This is a genomic window from Sinorhizobium sp. 7-81, assembly GCF_030124405.1.
In the GTDB taxonomy this organism is placed as follows: Bacteria; Pseudomonadota; Alphaproteobacteria; order Rhizobiales; family Rhizobiaceae; genus Sinorhizobium; species Sinorhizobium psoraleae.
Window position 1 is genome coordinate 63,657 of record NZ_JASKLT010000002.1, and the last position, 18,916, is coordinate 82,572.

General features: G+C 61.9%; 15 protein-coding genes. 4 read left to right on the forward strand and 11 right to left on the reverse strand.

Features of this window, described 5'->3' with window-relative positions; genetic code table 11:
- Window positions 1–45 precede the first annotated feature (45 nt).
- The gene (locus tag QN224_RS07565) at window positions 46–1,086 is read right to left on the reverse strand and encodes a glutamine synthetase beta-grasp domain-containing protein (protein ID WP_173511595.1); all 1,041 of its coding nucleotides are present in this window, start codon (window positions 1,084–1,086) and stop codon (window positions 46–48) included.
- Between the two features lie 510 nt (window positions 1,087–1,596).
- Here QN224_RS07565 and QN224_RS07570 point away from each other — a divergent pair.
- Window positions 1,597–1,803 carry a DUF2735 domain-containing protein gene (locus QN224_RS07570; RefSeq protein ID WP_283976154.1) on the forward strand — a complete coding sequence of 69 codons (207 nt, stop codon included), beginning with the start codon at window positions 1,597–1,599 and terminating at the stop codon, window positions 1,801–1,803.
- A 136-nt stretch (window positions 1,804–1,939) separates the two neighbouring features.
- Here QN224_RS07570 and QN224_RS07575 read toward each other — a convergent pair whose 3' ends face one another.
- The 7 genes from QN224_RS07575 to QN224_RS07605 form a co-directional block, all read right to left on the reverse strand.
- Entirely contained in the window at window positions 1,940–2,812 is an 873-nt protein-coding gene (locus QN224_RS07575; RefSeq protein ID WP_283976155.1) for a carbohydrate ABC transporter permease, read from the reverse strand.
- 11 nt (window positions 2,813–2,823) lie between these two features.
- A complete protein-coding gene (locus tag QN224_RS07580) occupies window positions 2,824–3,717 on the reverse strand; it encodes a carbohydrate ABC transporter permease (RefSeq protein ID WP_173511597.1) in 894 nt (297 codons plus the stop codon).
- Entirely contained in the window at window positions 3,714–4,823 is a 1,110-nt protein-coding gene (locus QN224_RS07585; RefSeq protein WP_283976156.1) for an ABC transporter ATP-binding protein, read from the reverse strand. The genes QN224_RS07580 and QN224_RS07585 overlap by 4 nt, the downstream gene beginning before the upstream one ends.
- An 11-nt stretch (window positions 4,824–4,834) precedes the next feature.
- Entirely contained in the window at window positions 4,835–5,620 is a 786-nt protein-coding gene (locus QN224_RS07590) for a 6-phosphogluconolactonase (protein ID WP_283976157.1), read from the reverse strand.
- Between the two features lie 69 nt (window positions 5,621–5,689).
- Window positions 5,690–6,955, reverse strand: a complete 1,266-nt coding sequence (locus QN224_RS07595; RefSeq protein ID WP_283976158.1) for an ABC transporter substrate-binding protein — start codon at window positions 6,953–6,955, stop codon at window positions 5,690–5,692.
- 33 nt (window positions 6,956–6,988) lie between these two features.
- Entirely contained in the window at window positions 6,989–7,921 is a 933-nt protein-coding gene (locus QN224_RS07600; RefSeq protein ID WP_336621107.1) for a carbohydrate kinase family protein, read from the reverse strand.
- Complete coding sequence (locus QN224_RS07605; protein ID WP_283976160.1) at window positions 7,912–9,297, reverse strand: 6-phospho-beta-glucosidase; 1,386 nt, start codon at window positions 9,295–9,297, stop codon at window positions 7,912–7,914. Before QN224_RS07605 ends, QN224_RS07600 begins: the two co-directional genes overlap by 10 nt.
- A gap of 220 nt (window positions 9,298–9,517) precedes the next feature.
- Here QN224_RS07605 and QN224_RS07610 point away from each other — a divergent pair, with 220 nt between their 5' ends.
- Entirely contained in the window at window positions 9,518–10,291 is a 774-nt protein-coding gene (locus QN224_RS07610) for a GntR family transcriptional regulator (protein WP_283976161.1), read from the forward strand.
- A 379-nt stretch (window positions 10,292–10,670) separates the two neighbouring features.
- The gene (locus tag QN224_RS07615; protein WP_283976162.1) at window positions 10,671–13,697 is read left to right on the forward strand and encodes a calcium-binding protein; all 3,027 of its coding nucleotides are present in this window, start codon (window positions 10,671–10,673) and stop codon (window positions 13,695–13,697) included.
- 118 nt (window positions 13,698–13,815) lie between these two features.
- Here the strand turns inward: QN224_RS07615 and QN224_RS07620 are convergent, their stop codons facing one another.
- Entirely contained in the window at window positions 13,816–14,790 is a 975-nt protein-coding gene (locus tag QN224_RS07620) for a LysR family transcriptional regulator (protein ID WP_283976163.1), read from the reverse strand.
- 93 nt (window positions 14,791–14,883) lie between these two features.
- Here QN224_RS07620 and QN224_RS07625 point away from each other — a divergent pair, with 93 nt between their 5' ends.
- A complete protein-coding gene (locus QN224_RS07625) occupies window positions 14,884–15,720 on the forward strand; it encodes an NAD(P)H-dependent oxidoreductase (RefSeq protein WP_283976164.1) in 837 nt (278 codons plus the stop codon).
- On the opposite strand, the gene QN224_RS07630 is transcribed toward QN224_RS07625, so the two are convergent.
- Window positions 15,683–16,999, reverse strand: a complete 1,317-nt coding sequence (locus QN224_RS07630; protein WP_283976165.1) for an HlyD family type I secretion periplasmic adaptor subunit — start codon at window positions 16,997–16,999, stop codon at window positions 15,683–15,685. The genes QN224_RS07625 and QN224_RS07630 overlap by 38 nt on opposite strands.
- Window positions 16,996–18,765, reverse strand: coding sequence for a type I secretion system permease/ATPase (locus tag QN224_RS07635; RefSeq protein ID WP_283976166.1), 1,770 nt, complete (start codon window positions 18,763–18,765; stop codon window positions 16,996–16,998). The genes QN224_RS07630 and QN224_RS07635 overlap by 4 nt, the downstream gene beginning before the upstream one ends.
- Between the last annotated feature and the right edge of the window lie 151 nt (window positions 18,766–18,916).

The following is an 18,916-nucleotide window of genomic DNA, read 5'->3' on the forward strand; positions in this document are numbered from 1 at the left end:
GGTCACGGCGCCGACATTCGCGTCGGCGCCGCGGGGAGTATTTACTTACGCTACTTTCGCGACGCTGCCTTCGGTCGGAACGGTCGAGATCGTCTTCAGCACCTGCGAAGCGATCTGGTAGGGGCAGCCCTGGGAGTTCGGGCGGCGGTCTTCGAGATAGCCACGGTAGCCGTTGTTGACGAAGCTGTGCGGCACGCGGATCGATGCACCGCGGTCGGCAACGCCGTAGCTGAACTTGTTCCACGGTGCCGTTTCATGCTTGCCGGTCAGGCGCATGTGGTTGTCGGGACCGTAAACAGCGATGTGCTCGTGCAGGTTCTTGTCGAAGGCAGCCATCAGCGCTTCGAAATAGTCCTTGCCGCCGACTTCCCGCATATAGGCGGTCGAGAAGTTGCAGTGCATGCCCGAGCCGTTCCAGTCGGTGTCGCCGAGCGGCTTGCAGTGCCACTCGATATCGATGCCGTATTTTTCCGTCAGGCGCTGCAGCAGGTAGCGAGCCAGCCAGACTTCGTCGGCAGCCTTCTTGGAGCCCTTGCCGAAGATCTGGAATTCCCACTGACCCTTGGCGACTTCGGCATTGATGCCTTCATGGTTGATGCCGGCAGCGAGGCAGATGTCGAGGTGCTCTTCGACGATCTGGCGTGCGATGTCGCCCACGTTCTTGTAGCCGACGCCGGTGTAGTACGGGCCCTGCGGCGCCGGATAACCGGACTCCGGGAAGCCGAGCGGGCGGCCGTTCTTGTAGAAGAAGTATTCCTGCTCGAAACCGAACCAGGCGCCCTCGTCATCGAGGATCGTCGCGCGGCTGTTCGACGGATGCGGCGTCTTGCCGTCCGGCATCATGACTTCGCACATGACCAGTACGCCGTTGGTGCGAACCGGGTCGGGATAGACCGCAACCGGTTTCAGCACGCAGTCGGAGCTGCGGCCTTCGGCCTGCATCGTCGAGCTACCATCGAAACCCCAGAGCGGGAGTTGCTCAAGCGTCGGGAATGCATCGAATTCCTTGATCTGCGTTTTTCCGCGCAGGTTCGGTACCGGGGTGTAGCCGTCGAGCCAGATATACTCGAGCTTATACTTTGTCATTGCGAATCTCTCATAACGTGGTGTTGCGAGGTTTGAGCAAATCCTGAACGGAGTGGCACGCGGAGCGCCGACCGCCAAGGGATCCGGAACACCTGAAGCATTTTGCGTGCCAGTTCGGCCCGCTGAGGCTTGCCGGAAGCGAAAGAAATGGTTGGCCGTCACATTCGTGGCCGTCCGCGAACCCATTCATTCGCCGCAAGTGTCGTTGGAACGCTGTAATGGACTCAATCGGTTAGTTGATGCCGGCCGGAGCGCTGCTCCCGCGCAAGGCCACTCTCCCCATGAGGCCAGAAAGGCGCCATCGAGCGCTATGCGTGCGACGGCAAGCCGTTCCGCGATCGCGATGCCAAGACCAAACTCCGGCGTTCGCGACTAATTTTTCAGCGCGCAAAACCTCGTGCCCACAAATACGGCGCGCGATTGATCGAATTTTCAGCATTTCGCATAAACCATGTGCAATTCGGATATGATGCGCTATTCTCCCTCGCAGAACTCAAGGGAGACCAGACGATGGCCGAGAGTTTAACCCGCAGGTCGGCGACGATTTATCCGTTCCCCGCGAAACCGCTCAGAAGAGTGGAGAACCGCCGGGACGAGAAGGCCGATCTGGACACGCAAGATGTTTGCGCTGCGGCCATAGACGGCTGCTGGTACCACGAAGAGGCCATTCGCGCGGAGACAAAAGGCAGTCCCGGCATTCCGGGCAAGCTAAACTAATTCGGCCACACGCCTAATTTTTGATCATCTGCATGAATCGCAGGCGACGTCCCCTTGCGGAAGATACAGGCACCCGACGGCGAGAGCGCAGCCGCGTCGCCACCTGCCGATCCCGTCTGAAGGGATTCCGTTCGCGCTATCCCTTCACTGCACCGGATGTCAGACCGGCAACGATCTTGCGCTGGAAAATCAGCACCAGCACCAACAGCGGCAATGTGACCGTCACCGACGCGGCCATGATCTGGCCGAAGGGATATTCGTAACGGCTGCTGCCGGTGAGCAGGCCGATCGCAACCGGCACGGTCCGGTTCTCGTCGGTCAGAATGAAGGTGAGTGCGAAGAGGAATTCGTTCCACGCCAGAATGAACGACAGCAGCCCGGTGCTGGCGATCGCCGGTCCCATCAGCGGCAGCAGCACATGGGTCAGCACCCTCAGCCGCGAACAGCCGTCGATGAGCGCCGCCTCCTCCAACTCGGTCGGCAGATCGCGAATGAAGCTGGTCAGGATCCAGGTGGTAAACGGCAGCGTGAGGATGAGATAGGAGACGATGAGCGCCGACGGACGGTTATAGAGCCCAAGCCAGCCGATCACTTCGAACATTCCCGAAAGCACGACCACCTGCGGGAAAATCGAGATCATCAGGACGGCGATCAAGATGATCCGGCCCGGCGAAAATTGCAGCCGCCCGAGCGCGTAAGCCGCGAGAAGGCCGATCACAAGGGAAATCATCGTGCTCGCGAAAGCGACCAGACCGGAATTCACGAGCGCTCCCATGAAGACAGGATTGTGAAACAGCTGCCAGTAATTGCTGAAGTCCAGCGACGGCACCAGACTGAACTGGTAAAGCGCCTGGCCGGATTTGGTCGACGAAACGATCGCCCAATAATACGGGAAAAGCATGTAGACGAGCACGGCCGCCACGCCCGCATAAAGGCCCACGGCCTTCATGCGCCTGATCGTACGATAGGTGCTGTTGGAATAGCGTTTTGCGGGAACAGTCGTCGTCATCGCCATTTTCATCACCCCGTTGCACGATCGAGGCGCAGGACGCCAACGATCAAGATCGCGATCAGCCCGATGATCATGAACACCCAGGTGGAAGCCGCGGAGCCGAGGCCAAGATCCTGAAAGCTGATGAGCTGGTCGCGGGCATAGATCGACATCGTCATGGTGTTTTCGTTGTTCGCCGCGAGCACATAGCTCAAATCGAACATTCTCAGCGCATCGAGCGTGCGAAACAGCATCGCGACGCCGATCGCGGGGGTGGCGAGCGGCAGCGTGATCGACCAGAAGCGCTTCCAGTGCGGCACGCCGGAAACCTCGGCAGCCTCGTAGATCTCTTCCGGGATCAACTGCAGCCCGGCCAGAATGAGGAGCACCATGAACGGTGTCGTGACCCAAACGTCGATGAAGATCACGGTATAGAGGATGAGCGAGGGCTCGGCGGTCCAGGCGATGCCCTTCTCAACAAGGCCCAGCGCCACGAAAAGCTTGTTGATAAGGCCGAACTGGTCGTTGAGCATCCATTCCCATATCCGGGTCGAGACGACCATCGGCATGGCCCAGGGAACAAGGATCGCGGCCCTGACGATACCCCGACCGACAAAGGCACGGTGGAGCAGCAGCGCGATCGCCAACCCCAGGAGCGTCTCCAGGCCGACCGATATCAGTGTGAAGAGAAGCGTGTTCCTGACCGCCCGCCAGAACACCGGGTCTTCGGCAACGGTTATGAAATTGTCGATTCCGACAAAGCCGTAGTTCGCCGGCGCGTCGAGGAAGGCATCGGTGAAGGAAAAGAAAATGCTACGCGCGAGCGGCCAGATCGCGACGCCGACAAGCGCGATGATCAACGGCAGCAGAAACAGCCAGGCCGTGCGGTTCTGTTGCCGCTGCATCTTCTCGGCCGCGCTCACAGCGAAGCTCCCGATGCCAGTTGGACGGCGGCGCCATGATCGATCCGCCGTCCGTCCTCGCCGAAGAAATAGAGATTCTCGGGCTGCCAGGCGAGTCCGACCGGCTCGCCATCGGTGAATGCCGGCGGGCTTCCGGTAGAGCGTACCGTCCAGACCAGCGTTTCGCTTAGCCGCACATAACAGACATATTCGTAGCCGAGGTCTTCCATGCGCTCGAACGTTCCGCGGATCGCGCCCTTGGTCTCGGCGCCGACCAGCTTGAGGGCCTCCGGCCTGAGGCCGATCTCGGTGGGGTTTTCGGCGCCGGCAAGCTCGGCGGCATGATAAAAGCCGCCGACGCCCCGGAGCACACCCGTAGACGAAGCATCCCGGTCGAGCGGTGCGAAGTTCATCCGCGGACTGCCGAGAAAGCCGGCGACAAACCGATTCGCCGGCCGGTCATAAAGCTCCCTTGGCCGGCCGACCTGTTCTATGCGCCCCTGATTGAGAATGACGATCCGGTCGGCGAGCGTCATCGCCTCCGTCTGGTCATGCGTCACATAGATCATCGTCGTCTTCACGTCGGCATGCAGCTTTGCGATCTCGAAGCGCATTTCCATGCGCAGATCGGCGTCGAGATTGGACAGCGGTTCGTCGAAGAGGAAAACCTCGGGCTCACCGACCAGCGCGCGGCCGATCGCCACGCGTTGCCGCTGTCCGCCGGAGAGCTGGCGCGGGCGCCGGTCAAGCAGATGGCTGATCTTCAGCATCTCCGCGACCTTGGTCACGCGGTGGCGGATTTCATCCTTGGCGAGACGTGCAGTTTCGAGCGCGAAGCTGATGTTGCGCGACACGTTCATGTGCGGATAGAGCGCATAGGACTGGAAGACGAACGCGAGCCCGCGCTTCGATGCCGGCACGTCGGTCACCTGCTCGCCACCGATGAAGACGTCACCTTCGGAGACTGGGACAAGCCCGGCGATCAGGCGCAGAAGCGTCGACTTTCCGCAACCCGACGGGCCAACGAACACCATGAACTCGCCATCTTCGATTTCGAGATCGATCGACCGGATGACATCATAGGCGCCAAAGGTCTTGCTGACGTTTTTCAAGGTGACTGAAGCCATTACACTGTCCTTCAAAGGCCCGCCGCAGCGCGGTCGGCCAGGATTTCTCTGTCGCTGCATTCGAAGACGATGGTCGCCGGCCAGTCGGCGGTAAAGCTGCCGGCCGCCGCTATCCGCTTCAGCGCTTCCTTCTTGCCGCTGCCGCTCAAAAGCAGGCTGCATTTGCGCGCCTCGCTGATGGTCCTGAGCCCGACACTTAGCCCATGGGTCGGCACATCGTCGATGGAACCGAATGTCGGGAAGGTCTGAAGGTTGTCGCGCCGGGTCTGCTCCGCCAGCTCGATGACCCGGGTCCGGCTTAGCACCGAACTGCCCGGTGGATTGAACGCCACATGTCCGTCGCCGGCGCCGGAGGCGAGAATGAAGAAGTCGATGCCGCCCGCCTGCGCGATCCGCCTGTCGTATTCCTCCGGCTCATCGATCGCCGGAAACCAGATGTGATCGGCCCTTATCCTGTAGTCCGACGGCAGCGCTTCGTTGATCGGCGCCACGATCTCGCGCTCGGCAAAGCGCTTGCAGGAAAAATGCCGTTCCGGTGGCGCGAGTCTCCATATCCCATCGTCGGTGGCGGTCAGATATTCGTCCATCATCACGAGCACGAGTTGCGACAGGTCGATGGGGTTTTCCCGCAACTGCTGCGCCATCGCCCGGTAGACAGGCCGCGGCGTGCGACCGGTCGGGCAGCCGAGAAGATAGCGCCGTCCATGGCGGGAAGCACCGAAAATTCCAGCCAGGATCTGCTTGGCAACATGAAAGCCCATCTCATCAGAGCCGTCGAAGACAATCGGCTTCGCCATCAGGAACTCGTCGTGTCGAAATGCATGTTTGCAAAAGGCACCTCCGGGGTTGCCGGAGGTGCCCCTTCATCATTCGCCGGCTTTCACATCGCGCTGCAGGCGCCGTTCCAGATCGGCGAGTTCCTTGGCGACATCATCCTTGCCGGAGATGATGTCGTGAACGGCGCGGTAGAACGTGCGGGAAATCCGGTTGTAGTTCTTGCCGGTGGCGGCGGACGGACGGGCAACCGATTCCTCGAAGGCCGTCTTTGCCATGCCGAGGAAGGGAATTTTCGCCAGCACGTCGGCATCTTCGTAGAGCGCTTCGACGGTCGGATTGTAGCCGCCTTCAATCGCCCGCATCTTCTGGTCCTCGAAGCCGACCATGTAGCGCAGCAGGTCGGCCGCGAGCTCCTGCTTCTGCGAATATTTGGAAACCCCGAGATAGGCGGTGCCGAGCGTTCCGCTGGACTTTTGTCCCTCGGCACCGAGCGGCAGCGCGGAGACGCCGACCTTGCCGACGAGCTTGCCGCCTTCCGCCTGCGAGGTGCCCCAGACATAGGGCCAGTTGCGATGGAAGACAGCATTGCCGCTTTCGAACAGCGCACGCGAATTTTCCTCGTCATAGTTGAGGACGCCCTCGGGCGAAATCGTGCCGATCCAGCCGCGCGCGCGGGTCAGCGCCGCTTCCGTCACGGGGCTGTTGATGGTGACCTCGCCGTCGTCGGAAATGATGGTTCCACCGCCGGCGGAAGCGATCCATTCGAGCGCATCGCAGGTCAGGCCCTCATAGCTGCGGCCCTGCCAGGCGTAGCCCCAGATGTCGGGATTTCCAGCCTTACGCTCCGCATCCTGGATCTCCTTGGCGGTCGCCGTCATTTCGTCCCAGGTCTTCGGCGGCTCTTTGCCGTATTTTTCCAGCAAGTCCTTACGATAGAACATCAGCCCGGTGTCGATGTAGAAGGGCATTGCCAGAAGCTTGCCGTCGAGGCGGGCGGCATCCGTTGCGGATGCGAAATGCGCCTTCACCTCGTCTTCGGGGATCATCGACGTGATATCGAGGAGATGATCCTTGAACATGCCGAGCCAGATGACATCGATATAGAGCACGTCGATGTCCGACGATTGGGCCGCGAACAGCTGCTGGTAGATCGGGATGGCATCGTCGAGGTTCTGCGGCATCCGGTTGAGCTTCACCTCGTTACCGGTCTTTTCCGACCACTTCGCCACGGCCTTTTCACACAATTCGTAATCGGTCGCGGAGCAGAACATCGAGACCGTTTCGGCTTTCGCCGGGAGCGCTGATGCGATGGCGACCACGGCCATGCCTGCGAGCATTTTCAGTTTGTGTTTCATATCGTTCCCTCATTCGTTCTCTTGTGAACGTCGCTATATCGCGGCCTCCCGCCGCCGATATTTCGTAAGATCTTCTTGGAAAGGCAGATTGCGGCCGCCATACCCCGTCACCGCGAGCGATCCACAGATGACGGCAATTTCGATCGCGCCGCGAAGGTCCGGCTCGTTGAGCAGTCCGTGGACGAAGCCGGCGTTGAAGCAATCGCCGGCACCGGTCGTGTCGAATACATCCACGGCGAGCGCCGGCACGCGGCAGATCTCTCCCTTCGAAGAGGCGATTGCGCCCTCGGCGCCGCATTTGACGACGACGGTCGGGCAGAAATGGGCGATCGAGGCGAGCGCACGCTCAACGTCATCCTCGCCGGTCAACGCCTTCGCCTCGGAGGAATTCGGCAGGAAGACGTCGATCAGCCTCAGCATCTCTTGGATGCCGGGCGTCGAGAGCTTGTAATCGACGTGCTGCAGGTCGGAGCAGACGACGATGCCGAGGTCACGTGCCGCCTGAATCAAGGCGCGGCGCTCCTCGTCGAGCGAGAACCCCTGCAAGAGCAGGATGCGCGGCCCGATGCGCTCGAGATCCTCCGGCTTCGGCAGCGGGTCCGGCTGCTCGGCATAGCTGATGAAGCCCCGGTCATGCGCGAACGAGAAAGCCGCGCTCACCCGGCGCAACGGTTTCTCCAAATGGATGAAGAGCCCGTCATCGATATTTTCCCGCCGCGCTTCGTCGACGATCATACGGCTGAAGATGTCGTTTCCGAAGGTGCACCACCAGCCCGCTCTGGTACCAAGTCGGGCAAGAGCGAGCGCCGTTGAATAGGCCGCACCCGGCACCCACTCGAATTCCTCGGCCCAAAGATCGGCACTGATCTTCGGCACCTCCGGAAGTCCGCGGAAGATGAGATCGAAGTAGTATTCTCCGACCACCATCACATCATAGTGGGAACCAAGCGCGTCATTCACGACCAGTCACCTGCATATTGCGCATGCGCCGCGAGATATTCGTCGACCAGCGGCACCGCGCGCGAATAGGAGAGCACCAACGGATGCGCCATCAGCGCCTCGACGGCGAGCTCGCGGCTGCGTTCCTTGACTGCACGGACCGCCAGTCGCTCGTAGCGCTTGACGTTTTGTACGAGCTGCGCCTGCGCCTCGGGCATGGCGCCCATCTTCAGCGGCCGGATGCCGCTCTTGTCTACCACGCAGCTTACTTCGACGACGTCATCGGCATGCAGTCCGTCGATCGCGCCCTCGTTGCGAACGTTGAGACCCGTGTAGCAGGGCTTTCCGGTCTGCAGCGCATCGACGAGGTTGAGCGCGACGCCGGCATAGCCCTCGCCCTCTTCACCCGTCTCGCCGGCGGCGATGCTGTCGACGAACTTGTCGGCCTCTTCCATGCTTGGCGCATCCGCCAGCGCATAATGCATATAGGTCGCGTTGCGCCGCCGCTCATAGGCGTAGTAGGCGGCCAATGCTTCCTCGGCATCGGTATCCAGATTGATTGTGCCGAGCTTGGCAATCAGCGCCGCGTTCAGGTCTTTTACCTCTTCGCCACGCGTCCGCTCGTCGGACTTGAGCGCTTCGACCGCCCTTTCCGCATAGTAGTAGTAATAGAGATATTCGTTGATCCAGTTGCGCTGATGGCGGATCAGCTTGCTGTCGAACATGCGCTGCGACGTCGCGCGGATGAAGGCGTCGTCGTCGAGCAGCGGCTGCAGCACTTCCTTGCCATCGATCCTGGCACCCCTCGTAAAGGAGAGGTGGTTGAGGCCATAGACCTCGGCGCGCACGTCGTTCTGCGGCACCTTGTACCAGCGCGCCAAAGCCTCCTGCGCACCGTTCGCACCGTCGCAAATGCCGACGGTGCGATGATAGCCTTCGTTCTGCAGGGCCTGGGCAACCAGGCCGGCAGGGTTGGTGAAGTTGAACAGCCAGGCGTCCGGACTGACCTTTTTCAGGATTTCCGCATATTTCAGGATGACGGGGATGCTGCGGAGCGCCATCGCAAAGCCGCCCGGACCGGTGGTCTCCTGCCCCAGAACGCCATGGGCAAGCGCGATGCGCTCGTCCTTGATCCGTCCCTCTTCGTTGCCGGGCCGGACGGTGGTCACGACATAGCTTGCTCCTTCCAGCGCCCGCTCGGCATCGACCGACATGGTGACCTTGACCGGGGACTGCATGCGTCGCGCCAGTTCCTGGCTGATCCGCCCGAAAAGATCGAGTTTCCGCTCATTGATGTCCTGCAAGCAGATCTCGGTCAGACCGCTTCTCTCCGCGCGCCGCAGTGCAGATCCGACAAACAGGGGTGCCCGGACTCCGCCGCCGCCAATCAAGGTCAGTTTCATTCTTTACTCCGCCGTTCCGACTGTGATATCGCTACTGGATATAACCAGTCATGTCAACGCGGGCTCCAGGAAGCTTTCGCACGATCCACAGGATGGCTGAAAGATGCATGACGGTCGAAGCAAGGCGAAACGGAAAACGCCCGCCGGGCTCTTGTCTTGAACCTTGCCAGGTGCAATGCAGAAGAGCATCCGGCAACTGGCGGCTGAAACGAAAAAACGCATGGCGCGACACGCAAATCTCCCGGACGAGAGTTCCATCGATCGCAACCATCCGGATGCGCTCTACGTGCAATTGCGAAATCTGCTCAAGGGCATGATCGAAAGGCGGGAACTTGCGGTCAACGACAAGCTTCCATCCGAGCGGGAATTGGTCGCCGTCTATGGCGTCAGCCGCATTACCGTGCGCCAGGCGGTGAAGGAGCTCGAGAATCTCGGCTATCTGCAGACGCGGCCCGGCAAGGGCATCTATGTCACCGCACCGACACCGTTCTATGAGCTCGAGGTCGTGCGCAGCTTCACCCAGACGGCCTACGCGAACAACCGCAAGCCCGGCATGCGCCTTCTCTCGGGCAAGATCATCCAGGCCGACGCGGAAGTCGCGCGGCCGCTATCGCTGCCGACAGGGGCCGATGTCGTTTTCCTCGAGAGATTGCGCCTCCTCGACGACGTGCCGGTGGTCATCCAACGGGACTGGTTTTCCGCCTCGCTCGCGCCGGGCATTCTCGACATCGACTGGACGGTCGAGAACAGGTCGCTCTACGCGGAATTCGAGAATCGCTACGGAATCATTCCGTCGCGCGGCCAGTCGACCGTGAGCGCAAGACTCGCCTCCGACATCGAGGCGTCATTTTTGCAGCTCGAGGTTCCGGCCGCGGTTTTGACACTGGATCAGATCGCCTATGACAACCATAACCGCACTGTCAATGTGAGCGCCGCCGCCTACCATCCGACCCGCTATCCGCTGTCGTTGACCCAGTCGCATCGAAGGCTGTGAGCCCTCCTCTGCCGCGGCGCGGGTGATTTTCGCCCGCCAATTTTCCCGCAACCATAGATTTGTGTACCGATCGGCGATCTACCCAAATCGTCTGTTCCCGCGGAAACATGAAATGCTTTCGGACTCGTCGATATATGGCGGCGAGAACGGCAGGGAACGTTCTTCAAGTCACGCAATACCGCTTGACTTGCGAGGGGTTCGACTGGGGAGACACTCCGTGAAACGGCACCGCATCTAATCTATCGATGCCTTGTCGCTCGACGATGAGCGACCGCCCGCCATGGGCGCCTCTTCCAAAAAACCAGCAACCGTCACGCCGAGGCAGCCGCCTCGGCCAACAGAGACGCATGTCCCGATGCATTGGAACAAGGAAACAGAAATGGCGAATATCTTCGGAACTGCCGGCAAGGACATTTTGACCGGCAGCGATCTTGAGAGTGATTTCATCATGGCGCTTGCCGGCGACGACATCGTCAACGGCGGCATGGGCAGCGATACGGTGAACGCCGACGAGGGCAACGACACCGTCAGCGGCTCGTTCCAGAACGACAGCCTCATGGGCGGCGACGGCAACGACACGCTAAACGGCAATAGCGGAAGCGACATGCTGAGCGGCGGCGCCGGACAGGACAAGCTCAACGGCGGCAGCGGTCGGGACATAATAACCGCTTTCGAACTCAGCGAAATTTCCGGCGATGTGGTCGATGGCGGCTCCGGCACCGACATGGTGATGATCGACTACTCGGAGCATGGAGCAAAGCTCAATATCGCGATCAAGGACTGGATCGCACCGCAAACGCTAACCGGAGGCATCCAGACGACGAATGTCGAGTCGTTCAGCATCACCGGAACGAATTTCGATGACGTCATTACCGGCGGCAACTATTCCGACATGCTGATGGGGGGACTCGGACACGACCGGCTCTCGGGCGGGCGCGGTCATGATATGCTCCAGGGAGGAGACGGCAACGATACGCTCATCGGCGGCTACGGCTTCGACTTCCTGAGCGGCGAAGTCGGCAACGATAACGTATACGGCGACGCCGGCACCGACTACCTGAGTGGCGGCGACGGCGACGACAAGGTCTACGGCGGCGACGGCGCGGACTCGCTCTCGGGAGATGCCGGCAACGACCTGCTTTCCGGCGGCAACGACGGTGACGCCATGACCGGCGGCGCGGGTATCGATAGCCTGGCAGGCGACGCCGGCAATGACTCGCTCGATGGCGGCATCGGCGACGACAAGCTCGAAGGCGGCACCGGCGACGACACGCTGAGCTACACCTACGGCCAGGGCAAGGACACGATCACCGACGTAAGCGGCAGCGACCGGCTGGTCGTTCGCAGCTTCACCGGAAACTTCACCGCCAAGGCTTCGACGGAGGTCAATACGCTTGCCGGCGGCACGACGTTCAAGGGCATCGAGCACTACTCGATCTACGCGACCGGTTCGACGGTCAACAAGGTCGTGACCGGGAGCGGCAACGATTATGTCGATGCCGCCGGCGGCGATGACTTCGTCGATGGTGGTGCCGGTAACGACACGCTTCTCGCCGGAATTGGCCGGGATACCGTCAATGGCGGCATCGGCAACGACGCCGTGACGCTGGGCGACGGTGGCGCAGACAAGGGCGATGGCGGCACCGGCACCGACTCCGTTGCGGTCGACCGCCGATCGCTGACAACCGCCCAAACCTTTTCCGCGACCGGTGCCAGCGCAACGCTATCGGACGGAACAAGCCTCAACAACTTCGAGCGTTATCGCGTCGAATTCGGCTCCGGCAATGACGTGGTGAAATCCGTCGGTTCCGCACTGAGCGTTGCCTTCTACGGTTACGGCGGCAACGACACGCTGATCGGCACCAATGGCGGCGACACGCTCGATGGCGGAGAGGGAAGCGACACGCTCAACTCGGGCGCTGGCAACGACGTCATCCGCGATTTTGGCGGCAAAAACTCGATCAATGCCGGGGACGGCAACGACTTGGTCAGTGTCGGCGACAGCGCGACGGGTGCTGCCAGCTACAACACGGTCAACCTCGGAACCGGCGACGACAGCTTCACGCGGACGGCCTCGACCGGCACGCTGGTGGTCGATGGCGGGACGGGCACGGATTCCGTCTCCATCAATTTCAGCAAGTACACGCAGGGTATCACCTTCAAGCTTGCGCCATCGGTAACGGCGACAAATGCCCCGGTCACGGTGAGGAACGTCGAACGGGTTGCGCTCGTCGGCGGAACAGGCAACGACATCTTTGGCGGCGGCAGCCTCAACGACGATCTGCGCGGCGGCGCTGGCCACGACAGTCTCAACGCCGGGGCGGGCAACGATTTCCTTTCCGGCGATGCCGGCAACGATACAATGCGCGGTGGAACGGGCAACGACACCATCTACGGTGACACGTCCACCACCACCGGCGGCAGGGATGTGATCTACGCCGAGGATGGCAACGACAAGGTCTATGCCGGTATCGGAGACCGCTCCGATGGTGGCACGGGAACGGACGTGCTCAACCTGAACGTCGCCGAGCAGACGAAGGACATCACCTTCAACTTCTCGACCGGCACGGTTAACGTCGATACCGCTACATCCTTCAATGCCTTCGAAGCGCTCGAATATGTCGGCAGCAAGGGTAAGGACACGGTTACGGGCGGCTTGCTCAATGACGTCCTCGACGGCATGGCGGGCAACGATGTCCTCAAGGGCGGCAATGGCAACGATCGCCTGCGCGACGGCGCCGGCGACGACCAGCTCTTCGGCGACGCCGGAAACGACATCCTCACCCGCACCGCTCATTCCGGCAAGGATCTCTTCGACGGTGGTGTCGGTATCGATACGCTGAGCTTCGCGGAAGGCGAGACATCCGTCGTTCTCGACCTGCAAACCCAGGCCAAGAACAAGGGACTGGCGCTCGGCCTCACTGTCAAGAATTTCGAGACGATCATCGGCAGCGCGGCGGATGACGAAATTCGCGGCGATGCGACGAGCAACACGCTCTATGGCAAGGGTGCCGACGACATCCTCGATGGCCGTGACGGCAACGATACGCTCATCGGCGGCGCAGGCGACGACTGGCTGACCGGCGGCACCGGCAACGACAGGTTCGTCTTCGATCGCGAAGGACGCGACGGTGAAGGCGATGTCATCACCGACTTCGTCCGCGGCCAGGACAAGCTTGTCATCGATCGCGCCGCCTTCGGCATCGCCGCCGGCGACACGACCGTGACGCTCGTTACCGGCACGGACCCGGTCGCCACAAGCGGCAAGGGCACGTTCCTTTTCGAAAGCGACAACGGCCGCCTCTGGTACGATGCCGACGGCAACGCCGCGACGGCGGACCTAGAGCTGGTCGCGATCCTGCAGAACGTCAAGTCACTCTCGACGAGCGACTTCTCCTTCCTCTAAGGCGACTTTTCCGCCAGCAAGGAGGCACGACGATGCGCCCGTCCCGCGAATGTGGGGCGGGCGTTTCGCTGCCGCCGGGTTAGAGCATTTCACCGTCTTGTCGAAACGGCGAAATGCTCTAAGTCCGCCGAGCGCTGCCCGTCTCGGCTGGCTCTCCGGCGACGGCCCTTTGGCTGGGTTTTTCAACTCCCGGGATGAGGCCTATTTGCTCCGCGAGAAAGTCGATCAGCAACCGCACCCGCGTAACGCTCGCGCGTCCCGGAACGATCAGCATGCTCAGTGGAACGGACGGAAGCGAATAATCGGGCAAGATCGCCGTGAGCCGTCCGGTCGCCAAGAGATCGTCGACCAGCCATCGATGCGCGGGCGCAATGCCTCGCCCGGCGGCAAGCGCCTCGCGTGCGGCAAGTCCGTGATCGACCCGAAAACGTCCCCCAAAAGGAACCGCATGGTGTTCGCCGCCAGGCCCCTGCAAGATGAGGATGTCGCTTCCCGCCACATTCGACATCCGGATGCCCTCATGGCCAGTCAGGTCCCGCGGAACAATCGGCGCACCCCGCGCAGCCAGATAAGCCGGCGCCGCCACCAGCAGGCGCCGGCACTCCCCGATCGCTCTGAGCTTCATGGAGCTGTCAGCAAGCGGACCCAGGCGAAGCGCAATATCGACACCTTCGTGCACAAGGTCGATTCGATCGTCGGTGAGACTGAGGTCGACCCCGATATCGGGATAGAGATCCTGGAAGGCGAAAATCAGTCGGCTGACGTGCATGACCCCAAGGGCCGCCGTGCAGGATATACGGATCGTGCCGGCTGGCGCGCCACGCGTGCCGCGTGCCTCGTCCACGGCCTGCTCTACGAGACGAAGGACTTGAACGCTGCTGGCGTAATAGCGGCTGCCTTCATCGGTCAGGGTGACGCGTCGGGTGGTTCTGCTGAGCAGCGGCACGCCGACGGCATCTTCGAGTTCTTTGATATGCCGCGTGATCGTTGACTGCCCCACTCCGAGTTCTCGCGCAACAGCCGACAGGCTCCCGCGCTCGGCCACCCGGACGAAGGTGCGCATACGTTCCAATGTGACGTCCGATTTATCCATTATTCAGCAAAATCCTATCCGTTATGCACATCTAGTGGATCATTACCGCATTGGCTACCTAAGGATCGATTTCCCCTATCGGAGGCCGATCTCATGAAAGTCCTACTCGTCTTCGCCCATCCCGAACCGCGCTCGCTCAACGGTGCGCTCCGCGACGTCGCCATCAAGGAACTGGAAGCCCAAGGCCACGAGGTGCGAATGTCGGATCTTTATGCTGCTCGCTGGAAAACCGAGATCGACCATGCCGATTTTCGATCGCTGGCTCCGGGCGCCCGGTTGAAAGTGGCAAGGGCCTCGGGCGAAGCATTCGCCACCAACACTCTGACCGAAGACGTCAAGGCCGAGCACGAGAAGCTCCTATGGGCAGACGTCCTGATCCTGCAGTTTCCACTGTGGTGGTACGCTATGCCGGCGATCCTCAAAGGCTGGGTGGATCGGGTATACGCATATGGCTTCGCGTATGGCGTCGGCGAGCACAGCGACAAGTATTGGGGTAAGCGCTTCGGAGAGGGAACCCTTGCGGGTAAACGCGCGATGTTGCTCGTGACAACCGGTGGCTGGGAGGAGCATTACTCCGCGCGCGGGATTAACGGACCGATCGACGACCTCTTATTCCCGATCAATCACGGGATTCTCTTTTATCCGGGCTACGATGTGCTTCCGCCGTTCGTCGCTTACAGGGTCGATCGCCTCGACGAGGCCGGCTTCCATGTCGTGGCCGAGCGCCTGCGCGAGAGGATGCGGACGCTTGGCTCGACTCCGCCCATTCCCTATCGGCGGCAGAACGGCGGAGACTATGTGATCCCGACCCTTCAGCTCCGCCCCGGTCTGGCCGGTCCAGATGCAAACGGCTTTGCTCTTCACCTGGACGGCACAGACACGGCCGACGAGACTAGTCCTCGCGGAAGGCGTGCCGCATCTGGTCCGTGAGCGGCTTCGTCAGGTAGGAGATCACCGTGCGGTCGGCAATCTTGATGAAAACCTCCGCGGGCATGCCGGGATAGAGCGACAGTCCCTTGAGCTTTGCGAGGCTTTCCTGCTTCGGCCGGATGCGCAACGGATAGTAGGTGGCGCCGGTGCGTTCGTCGATCACGAGGTCCGGGGCGATTGTTGCCACCTCCGCTTCGACCTCGGGGGTCGTGCGTTGATTAAAGGCGCTGAAGCGGATTTCAACCGGCTGGCCGACATGGATCTGGTCGATGTCGTGGGTGGCAACCCGGGCCTCCACCGTCAGGTCGTCGGCTTCAGGCACGACGAGCATCAGTGTCTCCCCGGCATTGATCACACCGTTTACCGTGTGGATGGCGAGCTGATAGACGCGGCCCGAAAGCGGTGCCGTGATATCGAGCCGGCGCAACTGGTCGGAGGCGGCGGTGCGGCGCTCCTCGTACTCGGCGATTTTCGCCTCCACATCCGTCAGCTCCTTGGAAATTTCCGTCCGCCGGTCCTCGTCGAGCTGGAGGATCTGCAGGTCGATCTCGCTCGACTTGCCGCGCGCCTGGGCACGGGCGGCGATGCGCTGCCCGCGGTCGCCCTCGAGCTCGGCACGCTGGCGCTTCAGCGTCGTCACACGCTGCATCGGCACGAGCCCCTGGCCGTAGAGCGAGTCGACGCCGGTCAGTTCCTCCGCGATCAGCTTGAGCGCATCTTCGATCGCCTTCAATTGCACCGTCAGCCCTTCGATCTCGTCGGCCAACTGCGCCTTTCGGGAAGCGAGCTGACCTTTCATGCCGGTGAGAGCCGACCGGCGGCTGGCAAAGAGCTTTTGCTCACTATCGACGAGCTTTGTTGCCGCCGCACCGGAGACCAGCTCGACGAGATCCTCATCGATCTCGAAGGAAGTCGCCCCGATCCGCTCCGCCTGAAGTCGGGCGCTACGGGCATAGAGTTGCGCCAGCGTGCTTTCGACAATCGCCAGATTGGCGCGAACCGTGGTGCCGTCGAGACGGATCAGCACCTGCCCCGCCTCGACCCGGTCACCCTCGCGGACCAGCAGTTCGCCAACGATACCGCCGGTGAGGTGCTGGACCTTCTTGACGTTGTCGTCGACGACGACGACGCCGCCGGCAACGACTGCACTCGACAATTCCGTCGTCGCCGCCCAACCGCCGACACCGGCGACAAGGGCCACAGCCAGCGTGGAGACGGCGACCATATGGCGTCCGAGCGAGCGGCGGGCACTCGGCATCTGTTTGTTGCTATCGCTCATTGCGCCGCCTCCTGGCCGTCACCGACAATCTTCAGCGGCGCCGGCCGCTCTGTCTGCTGCACGCGTTCCTTGCGCAGCACCTTGCCCAGCACCTCGTCCCTCGGGCCGAAGGCCTGCATGCGTCCCTCCTGCATCATCAGGACGAGGTCGGCACTCGCAAGCGCGCTCGGCCGATGCGCGACGACGACGACGATGCCGCCGCGGGCGCGAACATTCATGATCGCTTCGCTCAGCGCCTGCTCGCCTTCGGCGTCGAGGTTGGAATTGGGCTCGTCGAGCACGACGAGGAAGGGGTCGCCGTAGAGCGCCCTGGCGAGCGCTATGCGTTGGCGCTGTCCGGCCGAAAGCGCCGTGCCGCCCTCCCCGATCTCGGTTTCGTAGCCGTTCGGAAGGCGAAGGATCAGATCATTGACGCGCGCCGCCGTGGCGGCCGCGACGATCGCCTCGGGCGTGGCGTCTTCGGCAAAACGGCAGATATTCTGCGCAACCGTTCCCTCGAAAAGCTCCACGTCCTGCGGCAGATAGCCGATGTGCCTGCCGAGCGCATCGCTGTCCCATTGGTCGAGAGCTGCCCCGTCAAGACGCACGGAACCGCGATAGGCGGGCCAGAGGCCAAGGATGGCACGGGCGAGCGACGACTTGCCCGACGCGCTCGGGCCGATGACGCCGAGCGCGCTGCCGGCGCGGACGGTGAAGCTGATGTCGGTGAAGATCAGACGCTGCGCCGCCGGCGGCCCGCTCGCCAGTCCCTCGACGCTCAGTCGGTCGCGCGGGGTCGGCAATGCCAGCGGCGCCTCGGCCTCCGGCAGCGCCCTGAGCAGTTCCTTCAGCCGCTGCCAGCTCTGCCGCGCACCGACAAGGCCGCGCCAGTTGCCGATAGCGAGTTCCACGGGCGCAAGCGCGCGGGCGGTGAGGATGGAGCCGGCGATGATAATGCCCGGCGAGGCCTGACCCTTGATCACCAGAACCGCGCCCGCTGCCAGCACACCCGACTGCAGCGCCATGCGGAAAACCTTCGACACCGCGCCATATCCGTTGCCGATGTCGGACGTGCGGCGGTTCTCCAGCCGGAATTCCTCGTTGCGCCGTTCCCAGAGGTCGGTCAACCGCCCCGACATGCCCATCGCCTGAACGACCTCGGCATTGCGCTGCGACGCCTGGGCGAAGGCATTGCGCATGCCGCCCGCCTCCGACGCCTTCTTCGCCGGCGCCTGCGTCCCACGATTGGTGAGATAGGTCAGTAGCGTCAGGATCAGCCCGCCGCCGATCGCGATCAGCCCGATGACGGGATGGAAGAGAAAGCAGATGGCAATGTAGAAAGGCAGCCAGGGCAGGTCGAAAAGAGCGGCCGGACCGGCACCCGACAGGAACGACCGCACCTGATCGAAATCACGCAGCGCCTGCAGGCCATCTCCGTGAACCCTCAGCTTCAAGGGCGCCTTGACGAGCGCCCGGTAGATGCGCCCGCTCATCGTCTCGTCGAGGGCGCCGGCGATGCGCACCAGCATGCGCCCGCGGATCAGCTCGAATGCACCCTGGAAGCTGTAGAGCAGCAGCGCCAGGAATGAGAGTGCGATCAGCGAAGGAATGCTTCGGCTCGGCAGCACCCGGTCATAGACTTCGAGCATGAAGAACGAACCGGTGAGATAGAGAATATTGACGAGCGCGCTGGCGACGCCGACACCGATGAAGGCTGCGCGACAGTCGCGCAGCGCCTGCGCAGGATCGCCGTTCTTGCGATTTGATATTGCTTTTGATTTAGGCACTGACTGAAATCTCCGCATCGGCTCGTCGGGCCGCTTGAACTCTGCTAACCGATGTTTTCAGAGGCAGCAATGTAGAGTTGTTCCCCGGGAAACAATGATCCCTTCGAAAGCTTAAATATTGACTTTTGTCGGACCGGAGCGCTTGACCGCG

Excerpts from the sequence above, each read along its gene's own strand:
- QN224_RS07565 (WP_173511595.1), bottom strand. The coding sequence starts at position 1,086 with ATGACAAAGTATAAGCTCGAGTATATCTGGCTCGACGGCTACACCCCG.
- QN224_RS07570 (WP_283976154.1), top strand. The coding sequence starts at position 1,597 with ATGGCCGAGAGTTTAACCCGCAGGTCGGCGACGATTTATCCGTTCCCC.
- QN224_RS07575 (WP_283976155.1), bottom strand. The coding sequence starts at position 2,812 with ATGACGACGACTGTTCCCGCAAAACGCTATTCCAACAGCACCTATCGT.
- QN224_RS07585 (WP_283976156.1), bottom strand. The coding sequence starts at position 4,823 with ATGGCTTCAGTCACCTTGAAAAACGTCAGCAAGACCTTTGGCGCCTAT.
- QN224_RS07590 (WP_283976157.1), bottom strand. The coding sequence starts at position 5,620 with ATGGCGAAGCCGATTGTCTTCGACGGCTCTGATGAGATGGGCTTTCAT.
- QN224_RS07595 (WP_283976158.1), bottom strand. The coding sequence starts at position 6,955 with ATGAAACACAAACTGAAAATGCTCGCAGGCATGGCCGTGGTCGCCATC.
- QN224_RS07605 (WP_283976160.1), bottom strand. The coding sequence starts at position 9,297 with ATGAAACTGACCTTGATTGGCGGCGGCGGAGTCCGGGCACCCCTGTTT.
- QN224_RS07610 (WP_283976161.1), top strand. The coding sequence starts at position 9,518 with ATGGCGCGACACGCAAATCTCCCGGACGAGAGTTCCATCGATCGCAAC.
- QN224_RS07615 (WP_283976162.1), top strand. The coding sequence starts at position 10,671 with ATGGCGAATATCTTCGGAACTGCCGGCAAGGACATTTTGACCGGCAGC.
- QN224_RS07620 (WP_283976163.1), bottom strand. The coding sequence starts at position 14,790 with ATGGATAAATCGGACGTCACATTGGAACGTATGCGCACCTTCGTCCGG.
- QN224_RS07625 (WP_283976164.1), top strand. The coding sequence starts at position 14,884 with ATGAAAGTCCTACTCGTCTTCGCCCATCCCGAACCGCGCTCGCTCAAC.
- QN224_RS07630 (WP_283976165.1), bottom strand. The coding sequence starts at position 16,999 with ATGAGCGATAGCAACAAACAGATGCCGAGTGCCCGCCGCTCGCTCGGA.